This is a genomic window from Micromonospora sp. NPDC004704, from assembly GCF_053601675.1.
This window is the reverse complement of sequence record NZ_JBSGCD010000005.1, coordinates 189,581-209,137: the sequence shown is the minus strand read 5'-3', so window position 1 is coordinate 209,137 and position 19,557 is coordinate 189,581. Positions and strand designations below refer to the sequence as shown.

General features: G+C 69.8%; 17 protein-coding genes and 3 tRNA genes. 8 read left to right on the top strand and 12 right to left on the bottom strand.

The genetic code is table 11. The annotated features are described in order from the left end of the window. Positions 1–70: 70 nt before the first annotated feature. The 8 genes from ACWEFB_RS09150 to ACWEFB_RS09115 form a co-directional block, all read right to left on the bottom strand. Positions 71–3,010: a galactose-binding domain-containing protein gene (locus ACWEFB_RS09150; protein ID WP_452283769.1), complete on the bottom strand. Its 2,940-nt coding sequence runs from the start codon at positions 3,008–3,010 to the stop codon at positions 71–73. 70 nt (positions 3,011–3,080) lie between these two features. Beyond that, entirely contained in the window at positions 3,081–3,383 is a 303-nt protein-coding gene (locus ACWEFB_RS09145) for a hypothetical protein (RefSeq protein WP_452283767.1), read from the bottom strand. Positions 3,384–3,385: 2 nt separating this feature from the next. Then, positions 3,386–5,014 (bottom strand): glycoside hydrolase family 13 protein, encoded by a 1,629-nt coding sequence (locus ACWEFB_RS09140; protein ID WP_452283765.1) that lies wholly within the window; start codon positions 5,012–5,014, stop codon positions 3,386–3,388. 97 nt (positions 5,015–5,111) lie between these two features. After that, a complete protein-coding gene (locus ACWEFB_RS09135; RefSeq protein ID WP_452283763.1) occupies positions 5,112–5,999 on the bottom strand; it encodes a carbohydrate ABC transporter permease in 888 nt (295 codons plus the stop codon). An 11-nt stretch (positions 6,000–6,010) separates the two neighbouring features. Beyond that, positions 6,011–6,967 (bottom strand): carbohydrate ABC transporter permease, encoded by a 957-nt coding sequence (locus ACWEFB_RS09130; protein ID WP_326562120.1) that lies wholly within the window; start codon positions 6,965–6,967, stop codon positions 6,011–6,013. A gap of 83 nt (positions 6,968–7,050) precedes the next feature. Further along, positions 7,051–8,430: an ABC transporter substrate-binding protein gene (locus ACWEFB_RS09125; RefSeq protein ID WP_452283761.1), complete on the bottom strand. Its 1,380-nt coding sequence runs from the start codon at positions 8,428–8,430 to the stop codon at positions 7,051–7,053. A 304-nt stretch (positions 8,431–8,734) separates the two neighbouring features. Continuing rightward, complete coding sequence (locus ACWEFB_RS09120; protein ID WP_326562118.1) at positions 8,735–9,736, bottom strand: LacI family DNA-binding transcriptional regulator; 1,002 nt, start codon at positions 9,734–9,736, stop codon at positions 8,735–8,737. Between the two features lie 76 nt (positions 9,737–9,812). Then, a complete protein-coding gene (locus tag ACWEFB_RS09115) occupies positions 9,813–11,207 on the bottom strand; it encodes a dihydrolipoyl dehydrogenase family protein (protein WP_452283758.1) in 1,395 nt (464 codons plus the stop codon). 92 nt (positions 11,208–11,299) lie between these two features. On the opposite strand from ACWEFB_RS09115, the gene ACWEFB_RS09110 reads away from it, so the two are divergent. After that, a complete protein-coding gene (locus ACWEFB_RS09110; protein WP_452283756.1) occupies positions 11,300–12,490 on the top strand; it encodes a serine hydrolase domain-containing protein in 1,191 nt (396 codons plus the stop codon). Here ACWEFB_RS09110 and ACWEFB_RS09105 read toward each other — a convergent pair. Then, entirely contained in the window at positions 12,487–13,434 is a 948-nt protein-coding gene (locus ACWEFB_RS09105; protein ID WP_452283754.1) for a phytoene/squalene synthase family protein, read from the bottom strand. The genes ACWEFB_RS09110 and ACWEFB_RS09105 overlap by 4 nt on opposite strands. 208 nt (positions 13,435–13,642) lie before the next feature. Here ACWEFB_RS09105 and crtI point away from each other — a divergent pair, with 208 nt between their 5' ends. From crtI to ACWEFB_RS09070, 7 genes are all read left to right on the top strand, one after another. Then, positions 13,643–15,124 carry a phytoene desaturase family protein gene (gene crtI / locus ACWEFB_RS09100; protein ID WP_452283752.1) on the top strand — a complete coding sequence of 494 codons (1,482 nt, stop codon included), beginning with the start codon at positions 13,643–13,645 and terminating at the stop codon, positions 15,122–15,124. Then, positions 15,121–15,753, top strand: a complete 633-nt coding sequence (gene idi / locus ACWEFB_RS09095; RefSeq protein ID WP_452283750.1) for an isopentenyl-diphosphate Delta-isomerase — start codon at positions 15,121–15,123, stop codon at positions 15,751–15,753. The genes crtI and idi overlap by 4 nt, the downstream gene beginning before the upstream one ends. Further along, the gene (locus tag ACWEFB_RS09090) at positions 15,743–16,741 is read left to right on the top strand and encodes a MerR family transcriptional regulator (RefSeq protein ID WP_452283748.1); all 999 of its coding nucleotides are present in this window, start codon (positions 15,743–15,745) and stop codon (positions 16,739–16,741) included. Before idi ends, ACWEFB_RS09090 begins: the two co-directional genes overlap by 11 nt. A 122-nt stretch (positions 16,742–16,863) precedes the next feature. After that, complete coding sequence (locus tag ACWEFB_RS09085; protein WP_452283746.1) at positions 16,864–17,685, top strand: polysaccharide deacetylase family protein; 822 nt, start codon at positions 16,864–16,866, stop codon at positions 17,683–17,685. 133 nt (positions 17,686–17,818) lie between these two features. Next, positions 17,819–17,891 (top strand) — tRNA-Glu (locus tag ACWEFB_RS09080). A gap of 66 nt (positions 17,892–17,957) precedes the next feature. Continuing rightward, positions 17,958–18,034 (top strand) — tRNA-Asp (locus ACWEFB_RS09075). A gap of 106 nt (positions 18,035–18,140) precedes the next feature. Continuing rightward, positions 18,141–18,214 (top strand) — tRNA-Phe (locus tag ACWEFB_RS09070). 140 nt (positions 18,215–18,354) lie between these two features. Here the strand turns inward: ACWEFB_RS09070 and ACWEFB_RS09065 are convergent. The 3 genes from ACWEFB_RS09065 to ACWEFB_RS09055 form a co-directional block, all read right to left on the bottom strand. Beyond that, positions 18,355–18,867: a DUF6879 family protein gene (locus tag ACWEFB_RS09065; protein WP_452283744.1), complete on the bottom strand. Its 513-nt coding sequence runs from the start codon at positions 18,865–18,867 to the stop codon at positions 18,355–18,357. 161 nt (positions 18,868–19,028) lie between these two features. Continuing rightward, positions 19,029–19,310 (bottom strand): hypothetical protein, encoded by a 282-nt coding sequence (locus ACWEFB_RS09060; RefSeq protein ID WP_326562110.1) that lies wholly within the window; start codon positions 19,308–19,310, stop codon positions 19,029–19,031. 13 nt (positions 19,311–19,323) lie between these two features. Next, the gene (locus tag ACWEFB_RS09055) at positions 19,324–19,491 is read right to left on the bottom strand and encodes a hypothetical protein (RefSeq protein ID WP_452283742.1); all 168 of its coding nucleotides are present in this window, start codon (positions 19,489–19,491) and stop codon (positions 19,324–19,326) included. Positions 19,492–19,557: the final 66 nt, after the last annotated feature.

The window sequence follows — 19,557 nt, the reverse complement described above, 5'->3', positions numbered from 1 at the left end:
TCCGAACCGATGGGTGTGATCCGGTCCCCTCCCGCCACCGAGGGTGGCGGGAGGGGACCGTGCCGTACGCCTAGACGGCGTAGACCTCGTACTCGGAGAGCTGGCCGGCGGGCCAGCCGGTGTTGCCGGTGAAGGTCAGGCGCAGGTACCGCTGGGTGGTCGCCGCGAAGGTGACCGTGGCGGTGTTACCCGAGGCGGGGTTGAAGGTGTAACCCGCCGACGCCCTGACCGTCGTGTACGACGATCCGTTGGTGGAGCCGAGCACCGACAGCGTCTGCGTACGGGTCTGCCAGGCGGCCGCGGGCGGCAGCTTCAGCACCACCCTCGACACCGACCGGGCCGACCCCAGATCCACCGTGATCGACTGCGGGAAGGCGCTGTTGGCGCTCTCCCAGTACGTGTTTGCGTTGCCGTCCACCGCGTTGCCACCGCCGTACACGTCGGCCACGCTGGTCACCGTCGTCGGCCGACCGGTGGCCAGGTTGACGTTGGCCGGAGGCGTGGTGGGCGGCGGGGTGGTGGGCGGGGGCGTCGTCGGCGGAGGCGTGGTCACCGGCGGGGTGGTGGGCGGCGGCGTGGTGCCGCTGCCGTACACCTCGAACTCGGAGACCTGTCCGGCCGGCCAGCCGGTGTTGCCGGTGAAGACCAACCGCAGGTAGCGGCGGTTCGCCGAGGGCAGGACAACCGACACCGAGTTACCCGAGGCCGGGTTGAAGGTGTAACCGGCCGCCGGGACGATCGGCGGGAAGCTCCCGTCCGTCGAACCCTGCACCGCGAACGTCTGGGTACGGGTCTCCCAGCCCGGTGGCAACTTCACCACCACCCGGTTGGTGTTCACCACCGCACCGAGGTCGACCGTCAACGACTGCGGGAAGGCGCCGTTCGCGCTCTCCCAGTAGGTGGCGGCGTTCCCGTCGTTCGCGTTCTGCGCCACGTACCCCTGCGACGTGCTGGTCGCCGTGATGACCTTGCCCTGGGCCAGGTTGCCGTTGGTCGGCGGCGTGGTCGGAGGGGTCGTCGGCGGCGTGGTCGGAGGAGTGGTGGGCGGGGTGGTCGGCGGCGGCGTACCGGTCGGCGGCGGGCTGGTCGGCCCGTTGTTCCAGATCGGTGTCGGCCACGGGCCGCAGTCCGGGGTGGCGGTGTACCAACCCGAGTTGCCCGCGCCCTGGGTGATCTGGAAGCCGCTGCCGACGCAGTTGTGCATCGGCTTGGGCTGGGCGATGCCGCTGGCCCGTACGTTGGTGAAGGAGACCTGACTGGCCGCCTGCACCTGGAGCGCGTACGTGCCCGCGCCGACGATGTTGACGTTGTTGAGGAAGATGCCGTTGGTCTGACCCTCGATCCAGTGCAGCGCCGCGTACGAGCTGTCCAGGATGTCGGTGTCGGTGATGTTGATGGTGGGGTTCTGGAACCCCTGGTTCAGCGCGGAGAACCAGATCGCCCCGACGCCGAAGTTCCAGTTGTAGTCGGAGTTGCCGTTGCGGATCAGGGTGTTCCGGGCGATCGTCCAGGTGCCCAGGACCGAGGTCGCACCCTGTACGCCGGGGTAGCGGTTGGCCACGTGGATGCCGCCGCCGTTGGTGAGCGAGTCGGCGGTCACGTTGTCGGTGATCTTGATGTCCCGACCGCCGTAGCTGACCAGGTGGTTCGCCAGCAGCGTGACCCCGATGGTGTTGTGGGTGAACGAGTTGTTGACGTTCGGTACGTTCTGCGCCCACATCGCCAACGCGTCGTCACCGGTGTTGCGGACGAACGTGTTGGTCACCGTGGAGTTGGTGACCCCGGTGTGGAAGTTCACCCCGTCCGCGGTCTGGTCCAGGATCCGGCTGTTGCGGATGGTGAAGTTGTCCATCGGGCCGTCCATCCAGGCGCCGACCTTGGTGTGCTGCATCCAGATGTTGTCGATGACCGAGTCGGTCATCGCCCCACCGAACGCGTTCACCTGGTCGTCGTCGATCCGCTCCTGGATGTCGCCGATGATGGCGAAGTCCCGTACGGTCACGTTCCGGCTGGGACCGTTCGCCTCGTGCGGGCGTACCCCTCCGGTGTAACCGCCGCCGGGGACGTACTTGCCGTAGATGCCGGCCGCCCGGTTGCGCTGGGTGGGATGCCGACCGCCGAGCACCGAGTACCACGGGCCGGCGCCGCGCAACGTCACCCGGTCGACCACCACGTGGTCCCAGAGGGTGAAGTTGCCCTGCGGAATCCAGACCGCCCGGCCCTGCGCCGCCCCCGCGTCGACGGCCGCCTGGAAGTCGGCGGTGGAGTCGGTCGCACCGGTCGGGTCGGCACCGAAGTCGGTCACCACGTCGATGACGTTCGCCGGCTTCGCGATCGGCCCGCCGACCAGCTCGAAGTCGGCCAGGTCGATGGTGAACGTGGGTGACTGGGCGGTGGAGCTGACCTGCAACCGGACCTTGGTGCCGGCCGGGTAGGTCGACCCGAACAGGGTCCGGGCCTCGTCGTAGAAGTGGTGCGGGTTGGTGTCACCGGGGTTGTTGTTGAACGGGTAACCCCCGTAGTACCAGCCGTACTTCGAGGTCACCGGGACGGCCTTGACCACGTTGCCGTTGATCCGCAGGTCGATGCTGGCGTCCCGGCCGGTGCCGGACGGGCTGTCCGGGATGCTGTACCGGAAGGTGACCGCGTCGGCCGGCTTGGTCAGGGTGAACTCGACGTACTCGCCGACCGCGTCCAGGGTCACCGCTTCGCGGCCGGAGGCCTCGGACGGGAGCTGACCGTAGTAGCGGGTCGGGCCGATCTTCGAACCGTTGTGGGCGACGTTCTCCGCCTCCTGCTCGACGAAGGGCACGGTGGCACCGCGACCGACGATGTCGAACGGGGAGAGGCCGGCGGCCTGGGCGGGCGCTGCCGACGTGAGGGTGAGAACACTGATCGAGGCCGCGGCCATCGCGGTGCTGGCGAGAACGGCCAGCCCGACCCGGGCGCGGTTGTTGCGTGGTGCGGTGGCGGTGCCGGGCGTGGGCGCGCCGGCGGTATGGATGGCCATTGGATCCCTTTCGTCAGGAAAACCAATTCCCCCGTGCGTGGAGCCGCGTGGAGCCGCAGTCAGCAATGGTTCAGGGCGCGTAGACCTCCCGTTCGGTTACCGGCCGGTGGAACGGCCGGTGCTGGTGGCGGCGACGGTGACGTCTTGCACCGCTGCCGGAAAAATTCGGGGGTACGGCGTGTCCGCCGACGGTGGGGTCGGCGTCCCCACCCCCGGCGGACACCACCGCGCCGTCGCACTCGGCCCGGGTGGGCCCGGGGCCGAGCTGGACGTACCCGGCGACCCACTGACCCGCGTACGCCGCCGGCGACCGCCGGTGGGAACCGCACACCGCTGTCCCGGTGCTGCGCTCGACGACGTGTACGCGGGTCATGTCTAGACCGTTCCGGTCCGCAGCCAGACGGCCGTGTCCGGGGGAAGCAGGTCTCCGTCGAGCGGCCCGCTGGCCAGCAGTCGGAGTTCGTGCGCCGGCAGCGGCACCGGTACGCCGGACAGGTTCACCACGCAGGCGAATCCGTCGCCGCGGCTGAAGGCGAGCACGTCGTCCGGTGCGTCGAGCCAGCCCATCGGGCCGTCACCGAGACCGGTCTCGGCCCGCCGGATCCTGATCGCCGCCTGGTAGAGCGCCAGCATCGACGACGGGTCACCGGTCTGAGCCTGGGCGGTACGGCCCTTCCAGTCCGCCGGCTGCGACAGCCACGGTGCGGTTGTCGCGCCCTCGGGGCTGAAGCCGAACGGGGGCGCGTCACCGGACCACGGCAACGGCACCCGGCAGCCGTCCCGGCCCGGGTCGACGTAACCGGAACGGGGCCACATCGGGTCCGTACGCTCCCCCGGCGGGACGTCGACCTCCCAGAGCCCGAGTTCCTCGCCCTGGTAGACGTACGTGGCCCCGGGCAGGGCGAGCGAGAGCAGGGCCGCCGCGCGGGCCCGTACGGTGCCCAGTTCGAGGTCGGTGAAGATCCCCTCGCGCTTCTTGGCGAAGCTGAACGTGGTGTCCTCCCGCCCGTACCGGGTGACGTGCCGGGTGACGTCGTGGTTGGAGAGGACCCAGGTGGCCGGGGCGTTGACCGGGGCGTGTGCGTGCAGCGTCCCGTCGATGCTCTCGCGCAGCGCGGAGGCGTCCCAGGCGCAGCCGAGGAAGTCGAAGTTGAACGCGGCGTGCAGCTCGTCCGGGCGTAGGTAGTTGGCGAACCGCTGCCGGTCCGGCATCCACACCTCGCCGATCAGCGCCCGGTCACCGGGGTACTCGTCGGCGATCCGCCGCCAGGCCCGGTAGACGTCGTGCACCCCGTCGAGGTCCCGGAACGGGTGCGGCCGGTCCGGCAGGGTCTCCGGCAGGGTGCCGTCCTTGACCAGCAGACCGGCCGAGTCGATCCGGATGCCGTCCACGCCCCGGTCGAACCAGAACCGGAGGATGTCCTCGAACTCGGCCCGTACCAGTGGGTGTTCCCAGTTGAAGTCCGGCTGTTCGGCGGTGAACAGGTGCAGGTACCAGTCACCGGGGGTGCCGTCCGGGTTGGTGGTCCGGGTCCAGGTCTCGCCGCCGAACTCGCCGACCCAGTCGGTGGGCCGCTGGTCGCCGTTCGGGCCCCGGCCGGGGCGGAACCAGAACAGGTCCCGCTCGGGTGCGCCGGGTCCGCCGGCGAGCGCGGCCTGGAACCACGGGTGCTGGTCGGAGCAGTGGTTGGGCACCACGTCGACGATGGTCCGGATGCCGAGCGCGTGCGCCTCCGCGATCAGCGCCTCGGCCTCGGGCAGGGTGCCGAAGATCGGGTCGATGTCCCGGTAGTCGGCCACGTCGTAACCGGCGTCGGCCATCGGGGACGGGTACCAGGGGCTGAACCAGATCGCGTCGACGCCGAGCGCGGACAGGTGATTCAGCCGGGACCGGATGCCGGCGATGTCGCCGATGCCGTCGCCGTTGCCGTCGGCGAAACTACGTGGATACACCTGGTAGATCACCGCTCCACGCCACCACGGACTGTTGTCTGCTGTGGACACGAGCACCTGCTTTCTGCGTCAGTACGTCGGCGGGTTCGCCAGACCTGGATGTGTTCGGGCGAACGGTCGTTGTCCGCCGCGGGAGGTAACGCGAGGCCTATCCCTTGAGGCTGCCCGTGGTCAGACCGGACATGATGTTCCGCTGGAAGACCAGGAAGATGATGACGGTCGGGATCGCGGCGATGACCGAGGCGGCGATCACCACGTTCATCGGCGTACCACCGGCGAAGGCGTAGATGCCGACGCTGACCGTACGGGTCTCGGGTGAGGGCATGACCAGCTTCGGCCAGAGGAAGTCCTTCCAGACCGCCGTCACCGCGAAGATCGACACCACGCCGAGGATGGGACGCGACATCGGCAGGATGATCGACCAGAGCGTACGCAGCGGCGTCGCCCCGTCCATCAGCGCCGCCGCGATCAGGTCCTCCGGAATCGAGTCGAAGAACCGCTTCAGCAGGAAGATGTTGAACGCGTTCGCGACCAGGGGCAGCCAGATCGCGAACGGCGAGTCGAGCAGGTTGATGTGCACGATCGGCAGGTCGATCACGGTCACGTACTGCGGGACGATGAGGACCATCGCCGGGATCATGAGCGTGGCCAGCATCGCGCCGAGGATCACGTTGCCGAAGATCGGCCGGAGCTTCGACAGCGCGTACGCCGCGGCGGTGTCGAAGACGAGCTGGAGGAGCACCGCGCCGGCCGCGTAGTAGAACGTGTTGAACAGCAGCTTGCCGAGGTCCAGGTTGTTCCACGCGTCGGCGTAGTTCTGCCACTGCGGATCCCGGGGAAACAGCGACGGCGGGGTCTGTGCGACCTCCTGGCCGGACTTGAGCGCGCCGGTGACCATCCAGTAGAGCGGCCCGAGGAAGACGAGCGTGAACCCCACCACGACGACGGTGAGCAGCGTCCAGTAGATGACCTTGCCGCGCCCCCGACTGAGCTGGGCATGGGAGATGAGTGTCCGGGTCCCGGAGTCCTGTGCCATGGGTCGCCGTCCTAGTCCTGTTTCGCAGTCAGTCGCACGTAGACGGCGGAGAAGCCGGCCAGCACCACGAGCATGATCACGCCGAGCGCAGCGGCGCCGTTGAGGTCGTTCTGGAAGAACCCGTGCTGGTAGATGAGGTACGCGACCGAGGTCGCCGAATCCTCGGCGCCCGCGCCGTTGGCAAGGATCAGCGGCTCGATGAAGAGCTGCATCGTGGCGACGATCTGGAGCATGGCCAGCAGGGCGAGGATCAGCCGGGTCTGCGGGATGGTCACGTTGACGATCCGTCGCCAGAGCCCGGCGCCGTCGAGTTCGGCCGCCTCGTAGAGTTCGCCGGGTACGTTCTGCAGCGATGCCAGGTAGATCAGCACCGCGCTGCCCATGTTCATCCAGGTGGACGCGATCACCATCGCCGGAATCGTCATCTCGGGCGACTGCATCCACTGCGACGTGGGCAGGTGCAGCGCCTTGAGGATCGCGTTGAACAGCCCCGCCTCGCTGGGGTCGTACGCGTAGAACTTGAACAGGAACAGCGCCGAGGCCGGCGGCAGCATCACCGGCAGGTAGACCAGGATCCGCAGGTAACCCTTGGCGTGGCGGAACTCGTTGAGCAGGATCGCCACGAAGAACGGCAGGGCGTACCCGAGGACGAGCGCGAGGACCGTGAAGTAGAACGTGTTCTGCCAGGCGGTCCAGAAGCTGGGGTCGGCGACGATGCGGACGTAGTTGTCCCAGCCCACCCAGGAGGTCTCCCCGCGCCGGGTGCGCTGGAAGCTCATCACCACGCCCCGGATCATCGGGTACCAGGAGAAGACGACGAAGCAGAGCACCGCCCCGATGAGGAACGCGTGACCGGTGAGGTTGTCCCGTACCTTGCGGCCGAGGCTCGTACGCTTCGGCCGTGCCGTGTACGGCGAGGTCGGGCGTCCCGGTTTCCTGGTGGCCTCCGGGACGGTGGTGATCGCCAAGGCAACTCCTGGGTGAGTCAGTGACACCGATGGTGCGGCGCGGATGGTGTGGGGGCCGGCGCACCGACCCCCACACCCTCGGATCAGCTCTCGGCGGCGAGAAGCTGGTTGACCTTCTCTTCGGCCGTCTTGAGCAGCGCGTCGATGTTCGAGTTCGGGCTGGTCAGCACCCCGGACATCGCACCGTCGAGCACCGCGTAGATCGCCTGTGCGTTGCGCGGCTCACCCTTGATCGGCACCGGGGTCGCCTCGAAGATCGAGAAGTTGGCGGTGTCGACGTTCGCGTTCGCCTTGCGCAGCTCGAGCTCCTGCTTCTGCGCGTCGCTGCCGTTGGCGAACAGCAGCGGCTGGGGCAGACCCACCGGGTAGTTCTGCGGCTTCGCCCGGACGTAGTCGAACTGACCCTTGCCCGGCGTCAACTTCTGGTACGCGATCCACTTCAGACCGGCCTTGACCTGCTCGGGGGTGAGGTCCTTCTTGAAGAAGTAACCCTCGCCACCACCGAGCGTGCCCTTGGCCGCGCCGTCCTGGCCGGGCAGCGGGGCCATCGCCCAGTCCTGGAACTTGCCCTGGAACTGGCTGACGATCGCCTGGGTGGCGTCGGGGGCGCCGATGAACATGCCGACCTTGCCGGCACCGGCGTTGGTCAGCAGGTCGCCCCACTGGAGGAGCTGGCGGTCGCCCATGCTGTTGTCGCCGTACCGCATGTCCTTGAGGTTCTGCAGGACCTGCTTGCCGGCGGCGTCGTTGAACGCGGCCTTCTTGCCGTCCGCGCTCAGCACCTGGCCGCCCTGGGAGTAGAGCAGGGCGGTGAAGTGCCACCCGCCGGTGTTGCCCGCGCTGTACTCCGAGTAGCCGGCGATGCCGTTGCCGAGCGCCGAGATCTTCTTGGCCGCGGCCCGGACCTCGCCCCACGTCTTCGGCGGGCTGTTCGGGTCGAGCCCGGCCTGCTGGAACAGGACCTTGTTGTAGACCAGGCCCATCGAGTAGTTCTTCACCGGTACGGCGTAGAGCTTGCCGCCGTCGGTGAAGACCTCCTTGAGTGCCGGGTCGACGCTGTCCCAGGTGGGGATCGAGTCCTTGCCGACCAGGTCGGTGATGTCCTTGGCCTGACCGGAGTCGAGCACCTGCTGGAGGTCGGTCATGTACCCGTAGAACAGGTCGGTCACGGTGCCACCGGCCAGGCGGGCGGTGAAGTCCGGCGGGTTGTTGCACTGCTCGCCGACGCTCACGCTCTTGACGACGATGTCCGGGTTCTGCTTCTGGAACTCCACGACATCGTCGTTCCAGTTCTTCAATATCTCTTTCTGAGCGCCGACCGGCTGGCAGTCGACGGTGATGGTGACCTTGCCGCTCGCATCGCTCGATGCGTCGTCACTCTTCGTGGAGCACGCCGTAAGGCTGAGCCCCAGGCCGGCTACGAGCGTCAACGCCGCAGCCTTCCGCAGCCTGGATCCGTCCATGGAGAACACCCTTCCCTGGGTGGGCACGCGGGATTGTGATCTAGCTCTCTTGCATGCAATGTTTCGTGGCGATGACGATACAAAGTCGAATCGCTCCCCGCAAGAACTAGACGGAAATTCGAAAGACTACGACTGTTTGCCCCAGGTGGGCGGCGGTCCCGCTCCCCCGCCCGGCGCACCGGACGCGAAAGGGCGGACCGGTGGCCGGTCCGCCCTGGTGGTTCGCGTCGAGGCAGGTCAGAGGGTTGTCGGGGGCAGGGAGTTGATCAGCGCTCCGGCCGGACGAGGGCCCGGGAGCGCGGGATCAGCGGGTCGGTACGGGCGCGGTCGAGCCGCGTACCACCAACTCGGGCTCGAAGAGCAACTCGTCGTGCAGCACCCCGACCCCCTCGATCATCGTGACCAGCAGGTCCACCGCCGCCTGCCCCATCGTCTCGATCGGCTGCCGGACCGTGGTCAACGGCGGGTCGGTGCAGGTCATGAACGCGGAGTCGTCGAACCCCACCACGGAGATGTCCGCCGGCACCGAACGGCCCAGCCGGCGGGCCGCCCGGATGGTGCCCAGGGCCAACACGTCGCTGGCGCAGATGACGCCGGTCACCCCCCGCTCGACCAGCTTGGTCGCGGCGACCCTGGCCCCCTCCATGGAGAAGCTGGACCGCTCGACGCACTCCTCGTCCGCCGCCCAGCCCGCGACCTGCGCCATCGCGGCCAGCTTGCGGCGGGACGGGATGTGGTCCTCCGGGCCGAGCACCATGCCGATCCGCTCGTGGCCGAGCGAGCGCAGGTGGCCGTACGCCTGCTCCACCGCCACCGCGTCGTCGGTGGAGACCCGGGGGAACTCCAACTCGTCCACGCCCGCGTTGACCAGAACCACCGGGAGCCCCCGGTCGGTCAACCGGCGGTAGTGGTCGTGCCGGGCGTCGGCCAGCGCGTACGAGCCACCGGCGAAGATCACCCCGGAGACCTGGTGGTCCAGGAGCATCTCGACGTAGTCCATCTCCGAGACACCACCGATGGTCCGGGCGCAGAGCGCCGGAGTGAAGCCGCGCTGGGCGAGCGACCCGGTGACCACCTCGGCGAGCGCCGGGAAGATCGGGTTCTGCAATTCGGGCAGGACCAGGCCGACCAGCCGGGCGCGTTCACCCCGCAGCTTTGTCGGCCGTTCGTAGCCGAGTACGTCCAAAGCCGTGAGCACCGCGGTCCGAGTGGCCTCGGAGACGCCATCGCGACCGTTGAGCACCCGGCTCACCGTGGCCTCGCTGACGCCGGCCTTCTTTGCTACTTCGGTGAGGCGTTTAGTCACGGCCGCAATGGTACGGCAATTTCTTGCAAGAAATTAACTGGAATCTGCCCGGGTGGCCGCTTCGGCTGCCGTGCCGCTACTTGAGATTGTTCAGGGCGTCACCGATGGCCCGATGGAAAGTCGGGTAGGCCCAAATCATCTGGCGCAGTTGGGCCACCGGGACCGCCGCGTGCACCGCCACGGCCAGCGCACCCAGCACCTCGCCACCCGACGGACCGGCCGAGGTCGCGCCGATCAGGACGCCCCGTTCGGCATCCGCGATCAACTTGATGAATCCCTCGTTGCCGACCTTGTGGATCCAGCCCCGCGAGGAATCCGGCAGCCGGGTCTGCCCCACCCGGATGCGCAGCCCAGCGTCACGAGCCTGTCGCTCGGTCAACCCCACCGCACCGATTTCCGGATCGGTGAACGTGACCCGGGGCAGTGCCCGATAGTCCGCGCGCGGCACCACCCGATCGCCCACTTCCGGAGCCGAGCCGCCACCGCTCAGGATGTCCTGGATCACGATTCCGGCCTGGTACATCGCCATATGCGTGAATGCGCCATGACCGGTCACGTCGCCGACCGCCCAGATGCCGTCGGCCACCCGCATCCGGTCGTCGGTGTCGAGATAGCGCTGCTCCGAATCCAGCCCGACGCTGGACAGACCGAGTTCGTCCAGCCGGGCCCGCCGGCCGCTGGCGACCAGCAGCCGGTCCGCGCGTACGGTGCCGTCGCCGGTCAGGTGCAGGGTGAAACCGTCCGCACCGTGGTCGACCCGCTCGGTCCGCATCCCGGTGTGAATCTCCACCCCGTCGGCCCGCAACGCGGCGGTGGCCAGTTCCGACGACTCCGGCTCCTCCATCGCCAGCAGCCGGTCGGACCGCTCGACCACGTGCACCCGTACGCCGAACCGGGCGAACACCTGCGCCAATTCCAGACCGATCGCCCCGCCGCCGAGGACCGCGATCGACCGGGGCAGTTCGGCCGTCTCGATCGCCTCGTGGTTCGTCCAGTACGGGGTGGCGGCCAGCCCCTCCACCGGTGGGATCACCGGGGTCGTACCGGTGCCGATGACGATGCCCCGGCGGGCCCGGTAGCGGAGCCCGTCGACCTCGACCAGACCGGGACCGACCAGCTCGGCCGACCCACGGACCAGCCGACCGCCCTTGCCGGTGAACCGGTCGGCGGCCCGCCTGTCGTCCCAGTTCGTGGTGGCCTCGTCCCTGATCCGGGCCGCCACCGGCGCCCAGTCCGACACGACCTCCGCCCGGCCGCCCAGCACCCCGACCCGGTTCGCCTCGGCCAGCGCGTTCCCCGCCCTGATCATCATCTTGCTCGGAATGCAGCCCCAGTACGGGCACTCGCCCCCGACGAGCCGGCGCTCGATCCCGAGTACGGAGAGACCGGCCTGCGCCAACCGCCCGGCGGCCTCCTCGCCGCCGACACCGAGTCCCATCACGATCACGTCGAACTGCTCCGGCTCCGTCACCCCGTCAGCATCTCGCACCTGGCAGACCCGGACCCGGCTACCGCTCACATATCGTGTGTCGGCGGACCGGGGCAGGGGCCTACCGTGGTGCGGTGAGCGGAGACCGGGTACGTGAAGATCGGGTGGACGGCGACTGGGACCGGCGTTTTGTCGCCGTACGGGACGCCTTCGCGGCCCTGTTGAGCGACGAGCGTCCGACTGAAAATCGGAAGGTCGGCGGAACCGGTGACCCGGCCGGGACCGGGCGGCTCGCAGGCGCGGCCGAGACCGGGGCGTCGCTCGCCGTCTGGCATCGCGGTCGACCGGTCCTCGACCTGGTCGGCGGCTGGCGGGACACCGCCCGGACCCGGCACTTCAGCCCGGACACCCTGGTCAACGTCTACTCGGTGGGCAAGCCGGTCGCCGCACTCTGCCTGCTGCTGCTGGTCGAACGGGGCCGGATCGGGCTGGACGACCCGGTGGTCCGGCACTGGCCGGAATTCCGCGCCACCGGGGCGACGGTCCGGCACGTGCTGAGCCACACCGCCGGGCTGCCGGTGTTCCCGATGCCCCGACCGGAACAGGCCCTCGGCGACTGGGACCTGCTCGCCGGTGACCTGGCCGACGCCGAACCGGTCTGGGCGCCGGGGACCGTCGCGGCCGAACACGCGCTGGCCTACGGGCACCTCGTCGGTGAGCTGGTCCGCCGGGTCGACGGCCGGTCGATCGGCCGCTTCCTGGCCGACGAGATCGCCGGGCCGTGGCGGCTCGACCTGCACTTCGGGCTCTCCCCGGCCGACCAGGCCCGCTGCGCCGACCTGGGCTACGGGGACCCCGACTGGCCGGTCACGATCCTCGGCGCGCCCGGTTCACTGCGCGCCCGCGCGCTCGGCAACCCGGCCGGCTGCCTGGACCTCGCCGTACTCAACGGGCCGCTCTGGCGGTCGGCCGAGGTGCCCGCGGTGAACCTGCACGCCACCGCCGCCGGCCTGGCCCGGCTCTACGCCGGGCTGCTCGCCGGTGGTGAGCTGGACGGCGTACGGCTGTTCGGTGCCGAACTGGTGACCGAGCTGACCCGCGCCCAGTACGTCGGCGACGACCTGCTGCTGGAGCGCCCGGCACAGTGGACGCTCGGCATGCAGCTCGAAGACGACGGGAGCTGGGGCATGGGCGGGATCGGCGGCAGCGTGGCCTGGGCCGACCCGGTACGCGACTACACGTTCGCGTACGCGACCCGGCACCTGGCCAGCTTCAACCGGGTGGAGGGGCTGGTCGACGTACTGCACACCTGCCTCGACGGCTAGCCGGCCGGACCGGGCAGGGGTACCGGGGTGCCGGGGCGGGTCAGGAGTGCCCGCAGGGCCACCGCCGCCCGGCGCCGGTTCGGTACGGCGGCACGCCGGACGAACACGTCGTAACCGGCGGCGGCCACCTCGTCCAGGATCCCCCCGTAGAGCAGGTACGCGGTCCGCATGCACGCCTGCGAGGCGGGGTTGAGCAGCACGATCCCCGGCGCGGCGGCGGCGTAGTGCCCCTGGGCACGCGTCACCTCGTACGCGATCAGCTCCCGGATCGGTCCGCTCGCCCGGCACCGGGCGGCGGCCTCGACCAGGTCGTCCCGGCTGACCCCGAACCTGGCGAGGTCCTCGTCCGGCAGGTAGGTACGGCCACGATCCAGGTCCTCGGCGACGTCCCGGATGAAGTTGGTGAGCTGGAACGCGAGGCCGAGCTGGCGGGCCGGTTCGCGGGCGGCGACCGGGTCGGACGAACCGAGGATGGGCAGCATCATCGTGCCGATCACCGCCGCCGACCCCTCCATGTAGTCGAGCAGGTCGTCGTAACGGGCGTACGAGGTGACCGTGAGGTCCATCGCCATGCTGCGCAGGAACGACGCGAAGTCGTCCGGGTCGAGGTTGAAGGCGGCGATGGTGTGCAGGACCGCGGGGAGCAGCGGGTCGTCGACCGGGGCACCCCGCAACCCGGCGACGAACCGGTCGGACCAGTCGGTGAGCTGGGCGGCCCGGACGGCGGGCGGCAGGTCGTCGGTACGGTCGACAATCTCGTCCGCGTACCGGGTGAAGCCGTAGAGGGCGTGCACGTGCCGCCGCTTCCACGCCGGGAGCAGCCGGGTCGCGAGATAGTAGGTGCGACCGTGCTGTTTGTGCAGCTCACGGCAGCGGGCGTAGGCCGCCGCGAGATCGGTTCCCGCAACCGCCTCCCGGTCCACCGCGCCCCGTTTCTGGTCCACCGTCCCCGTCCTCCGAGTCCCTCGCCGGACAGCCGACGTCTCCGCCGACAATCGACGCACCAATCGACGCAACTCGTAACCCTAAGGTACGCTCCAGCAACGGCCAAGGACCCGGGCCGCACCACAATCGCCCCCGCACTTACCCGTCTTGCTGTGGTAACGACTCATCGGCGGGCATGATGAGGGATCGCAGCAAGGAGGTGGTCGCGTGCGGACCGTGAGTGGACGGACCGATCGGGTGGTGGTGGTCGGGGCGGGACTCGGCGGCCTCGCCTGCGCCCTGCACCTGGCCGGCAGCGGCCGGCAGGTCACCGTGCTGGAACGCGAACCGGTGCCGGGCGGCCGGGCCGGGCGGCTCAGCCTCGACGGGTACGAGTTCGACACCGGCCCGACCGTGCTCACCATGCCCGACCTGATCGCCGAGGCGCTGGACGCGGTCGGCGAGGAACTGACCGACTGGCTCGACCTGATCCCGCTGGACCCGGCGTACCGAGCGCACTACCCCGACGGCTCCACCCTCGACGTGCACACCGAACCGGCCGCGATGGCGGCCGAGATCTCCCGCGTCTGCGGTCCCCGGGAGGCCGACGGTTACCTGCGCTTCGTCGACTACGCGCGCAACCTGTGGCAACTCGAGCGCACCGACTTCATCGAGCGCAACCTCGACTCGCCGACCGACCTGCTCACCGGCAACCTGCTGAAGCTGGTCGCGGCCGGTGCCTTCCGCCGGCTCCAGACCAAGGTCAACCAGTTCTTCCGCGACCCCCGGACCCAGCGGATCTTCTCCTTCCAGGCGATGTACGCCGGTCTCGCCCCGCACGACGCGCTCGCCATCTACACCGTGATCTCGTACCTCGACTCGGTGGCCGGGGTCTACTTCCCACGCGGCGGCATCCACGCGGTCTCCCGGGCGCTGGCCGGTGCCGCCGAGAAACACGGCGTCCAGATCCGGTACGACACCACCGTGACCCGGGTGGAGACCTCGGCCGGTCGGGCCACCGCGGTCACCACCGCCGACGGCGAGCGGATCCCGGCCGACGTGGTGGTCCTCAACCCGGACCTGCCGATCGCCTACCGCGACCTGCTGCCACCGGCCCGGCAGCGCCGGTTGCGCTACTCACCCTCGTGCGTGGTGCTGCACGTCGGTTCGAGTCAGGCGTACTCGGGGATCGCCCACCACAACATCCACTTCGGCCGGTCCTGGCGGGGCACCTTCCAGGAGGTGATCAAGCGGGGTCAGTTGATGTCGGACCCGTCCCTGCTGGTCACCAACCCGAGCCGGACCGACCCGTCGGTCGCACCGGCCGGACGCCACTCCTACTACGTGCTCGCCCCGGTGCCGAACCTCGAGTCGGCCCCGCTGGACTGGCGCGGCGACCTGCCCCGGCGGTACGCCGCCGAGCTGACCGCCACCATGGAGAGCCGGGGGTACGTCGGATTCGCCGACGGGATCGAGGTCTCCGAGGTCGTCACGCCCGCCGACTGGGCCGACGCCGGGATGGCCGCGGGCACCCCGTTCGCCGCCGCGCACAGTCTTTTCCAGACCGGGCCATTCCGTCCCACGAATCTGCACCGCACACTCTCCAATGTGGTGTTCGTCGGTTCGGGTACACAGCCGGGAGTGGGTGTTCCGATGGTGCTGATCTCCGGAAAGCTGGCCGCGGCCAGGGTCACCGGCGGTGGTCGATGACCACCGCGCGGGAACAACACCTGGTCGAGCTGGTCGACGACGGCGGCGCGGTGGTGGGCGAGACCACCGTCGCGGCGGCGCACCAGCCTCCGGGGCAACTGCACCGGGCCTTCTCGGTGCTGCTGGTCGATTCGGCCGGGCGGGTGCTGCTGCAACAACGGGCCGCCGTCAAGACCCGGTTCCCGCTCCGGTGGGCCAACTCGTGCTGCGGTCACCCGGAACCGGGCCAGTCCCTGCGTACGGCGGCCAACCGGCGGCTGGTGGAGGAGCTGGGCGTCGGTCCGGTCGGGCTGACCGAGGTCGGGGTGCACCTCTACTTCGCCGAGGACCCGGCCACCGGACGGGTCGAATTCGAGTACGACCACGTACTGCGCGCGGACTTCGCACCGGACCAACCGCTGCGGCCGGATCCGGCGGAGGTGGCCGACCTGCGTTGGGTCGACCCCGAGGAGCTGCGCGCCGACATCGACGCCAACCCGGACGGGTACGCCCCCTGGCTGGTCGGCGTGATCGACCGCTACCTCCTGTCCGTACCGGCGACCGCCGGTCCCGTCGGCACGACCGGGGTCCCGGCCAGCGCCGCTGCCGGGCTGGTGGACAACGCGGCGGAGCCGCCGGGTGGGCGATGACGGACTGAGCGCGGGGGCGGTGGCGCGCCGGCTCGGCGTGGCGGTCACCACCCTGCGCACCTGGCACCAGCGGTACGGCCTCGGGCCGAGCCGGCACGTGCCCGGCCAACACCGGCGCTACACCGCCCAGGACCTGGCCCGACTGGAGATCATGCGTCGGCTCACCACCGAGGGGGTGGTGCCGGCGGAGGCAGCCCGCTGGGCACAACGGGCACCCGACGTGGCGGACCGTGGCGAATCGGGGCGTGGTGCCCGCCCTGCTGTTGACGTACCCGATCGGGACCGTGCCCGGCCGACGCGCCGGACGATGATCCGACCGCGCGACGGCGGCGGGCGGACCATCCCGGTCCACCCGGCCGGTCCGGCCGCCCGCGGCCTGGCCCGTGCGGCGATGCGACTCGACGCCGCCGGTGTGTACGAGACCGTCGAGCGGGTGGTCGCGGTCGACGGTGTGGTGGCCGCGTGGGACGGGCTGCTGCGCCCGGTGCTCGCCGGGCTCGGCGAGCGGCACGCCGCCACGGCCGGTCTGATCGAGGTCGAACACCTGCTCTCGCGCTGCGTGTCCGAGGTGCTCGCGGTGGTCACCCGGAGCGCGGCACGCAGCGGTCCACCACGGATCCTGCTCGCCTGCGCCGACGAGGAACAGCACAGCCTGCCGTTGGAGGCGCTCGCCGCCGCGCTGGCCGAGGTCGGCGTGGCCACCAGGCAACTCGGCGCCCGGGTGCCGGCGGCGGCGCTGGTCGACGCGGTCGCCCGGACCGGACCGGCAGCGGTGGTGCTCTGGTCGCACGCCCGGTCCACCGCCGATCCGGCCCAGCTCCGGGCGGTGCTGGCGAGCCCGCACCGACCGGTGCTGCTGGTGGCCGCCGGGCCCGGCTGGCGGGCCGAGACGCTGCCCGTCGGGGTGCCGCTGCCGACCAGCCTGCGCGAGGCTCTCTCGCTCACCGTGACGCTGGGCGCGTCGGCAGACCGGTCGCTCACCGGCTGAGCAGCACGTCCTGATCGATCGACGGAAATCGAGGCCCGGCGGGGCCACGATCGATTCCCGGGTGGGCTAGCGTGAGCGCCTGCCCCGATGCTCCCTCGCCCGATACCCCTCGGGAGTCGACGATGATCCGACCCGCCGCGCTCGCGGCCGGGCTGGTCCTGGTGGCGCTGTTCACCGGCGCCTGTGCCAACGATCAACACGGCCTGGCGGCCCCACCCAGTTTCGCGCCGTTCACCCCGGCCACCAGTGCACCGGAAGTCACCCCCACCGCACCGGCCAGCCCGTCGGCCGTCCCGCCGGCCCCCACCGTCGCGCCGCCGCCGAGCCGCCCGCCCGCCCCGCGCGGGACCGTCGGCCCGTACGACGCCAGGCGGCTGACCGGGGTCAAGGGGGTGGCGTTGACCTTCGACGACGGCCCCTCCCCGGACTGGACCCCCAAGGTCCTCGACCAGCTCCGGGCGGCCAGGGTCAAGGCGACCTTCTGCCTGATCGGCTCGAAGGCCCGCAAGTACCCGCAGTTGGTCGCCCGGATCGTGCGCGAGGGCCACAACCTGTGCAACCACAGTTGGCAGCACGACCTCAAGCTGGGTGAGAAGTCGGAGGGGGAGATCCGGTCCGATCTGCTCCGGACCAACCGGGAGATCCGGCGGGCGGTGCCGGGCGCCAAGATCGGCTACTACCGGCAGCCGGGCGGCGAGTGGACCCCGGCGGTGGCGCGGGTGAGCCGGGCACTGGGCATGACCCCGTTGCACTGGGACGTCGACCCGAAGGACTGGGACAAGCCCGGTGCCGCCGCGATTAGCAAGCGGGTGATCACCCAGGCCCGCCCGGGGTCGATCATCCTGCTGCACGACGGGGGTGGGGACCGCAGCGGCACGCTCACCGCATGCCCCACCCTGCTAGCCAGTTTGAAACAGAAGTACGGAATCGTACGGCTGAAGTAGGTTTTGGGGGCATTCTGCCCCCGCCCAGTACCGGTTTGATCCAGCCGGCCGCGATCACGTATGCTTTCCAAGCCTCCGGCGGGGCCGGATGGGTGCAACTGCTTGAGTTGTCTTGTGCAATGATGGCGGGGCCGCCCTCATCGTCTAGTGGCCCAGGACGCCGCCCTTTCAAGGCGGTAGCACGGGTTCGAATCCCGTTGGGGGCACGTGCACCACCCGGCCAGCCGGCCGGTGCAAGACCGTAAGAGCTAGATGCAAGAATGTACGAGCTAGGTCCTGTGGAGCAGTTGGAGTGCTCGCCGCCCTGTCAAGGCGGAGGTCGCGGGTTCAAGTCCCGTCAGGACCGCCAGCGCCGCTCGCCGCGCGTAACAACGCGCGGCGTTCTGCGTTTCGGAGCATGTCACCCGTGCTGCGGCCATCCCGCCGGACAGGTAACATGAGCCGAGCAGTAACCAGGCCAGGTAGCTCAGTTGGTACGAGCGTCCGACTGAAAATCGGAAGGTCGGCGGTTCGACCCCGCCCCTGGCCACATAGCCTTTCGCCGGGCTATCAGAGCAGCCCCGACCAGCGGTAACGCCGGACCGGGGCTGCTCTATTTTCATGCCCAATTCCAGTCGGGCGGATCGACCACCGCCCGAGTGGAAGGTGTAACCATCGGACGAGCCGGGATCAGGCAGGCCGGTAGTCCTGGTGCGGAGTCGCCCGCTCCCACACCGCCTCGAACGCCGATGCGCAACGCTCTATCACGGCCGGATCTGTGACCGTCTCGGTACCGAGCCACTCACCCTCTCCGCTGAAGTGGTTCACCACGAGGTCATCGCCGTCGAACAACCAGAAGTCGTTGCCCGGCAACGCCAGCTCCGTCGCCTGCCGCCGGGGAAGCCAACGCACCTGCTCGCCCGCTGCGACGTTAGGGAAAGTGACGTCGTACTCGTACCGGATGTACTCGCTGAGCGGCTCGGACACCACCCGCGCCCGGCGCACCTCCACACCCCGCTCGACCATCGCGGAAACGGTGTCGAGCCACGGCCGCCACCACGCTGCCCGGTCCGCCGGGTCGAGCCGGTGACCGCCCTGCCAGGCAATGAACGCCGGGTCGTCGCGCATGTACCCGTCCCGCAGCTCAAGGTGAACCGCGGACCGACGACAGCCGCCCAGCAGATCATCGAGCGTGGTTGCCATGTCTCACCTCGGTGAAGATCCGCATCATGGGTTTGGGAACTCAAATTCGGTCTCGTTACCGGCGACATCCAGCTAAGCAAGGCGCTCGGGTCCTTGTCGGGAAACCGTAGCGTCATGACGGTTCCGATCGCCTCGAAGAACGGTTGTGGGGGTCGGGCCAGTCAGATCCGCCGCCGATGCTTGCGTACCGGTGCCGGGGGCTCGTGTGCCCAGCCGACAAACCGGGCCTCGGCCTGCTCGGCGGTCAAGCCAATGGCGGGTGCGGCCCGATCGCGGAAGTGGCGCATGAACACGACCAGGCGGTCCCGGTCGTTGCGGTAGAGCGACCACATGCGTCGCCGGAAAACAGGGCACGGCCATTCCTCGCCGTCGTCACGACACCGCCAGTCGTCGCCCGGCCGGTGCGGAGCACCCAGGCCATTGTCTTGCTGATCGTGCTCCACCCGTCGCCTCCGATCAGAGCAGGTGTACCCGGTCAACGCCCCCGTCAGGGTTCTGCAAGATGAGGCTCCCGCCGCTGCGTTCCATCAGCTCCAGGACCAGGTGGTAGACGACCAGGGCACGGTTGATCGTGTCCGTCTTGGTGTCCCTGGTACGCCTACAACCGGCATCGAGCGCGTCCACCGCGCGTGGGGTGAGGTTGACGGTGACCTTTACCAGTGCACGTGTTTCCCCAGTGGTGGTGACCTC

Excerpts from the sequence above, each read along its gene's own strand:
- ACWEFB_RS09150 (WP_452283769.1), bottom strand. The coding sequence starts at position 3,010 with ATGGCCATCCATACCGCCGGCGCGCCCACGCCCGGCACCGCCACCGCA.
- ACWEFB_RS09145 (WP_452283767.1), bottom strand. The coding sequence starts at position 3,383 with ATGACCCGCGTACACGTCGTCGAGCGCAGCACCGGGACAGCGGTGTGC.
- ACWEFB_RS09135 (WP_452283763.1), bottom strand. The coding sequence starts at position 5,999 with ATGGCACAGGACTCCGGGACCCGGACACTCATCTCCCATGCCCAGCTC.
- ACWEFB_RS09125 (WP_452283761.1), bottom strand. The coding sequence starts at position 8,430 with ATGGACGGATCCAGGCTGCGGAAGGCTGCGGCGTTGACGCTCGTAGCC.
- idi (WP_452283750.1), top strand. The coding sequence starts at position 15,121 with ATGACCACCGCGCGGGAACAACACCTGGTCGAGCTGGTCGACGACGGC.
- ACWEFB_RS09085 (WP_452283746.1), top strand. The coding sequence starts at position 16,864 with ATGATCCGACCCGCCGCGCTCGCGGCCGGGCTGGTCCTGGTGGCGCTG.
- ACWEFB_RS09065 (WP_452283744.1), bottom strand. The coding sequence starts at position 18,867 with ATGGCAACCACGCTCGATGATCTGCTGGGCGGCTGTCGTCGGTCCGCG.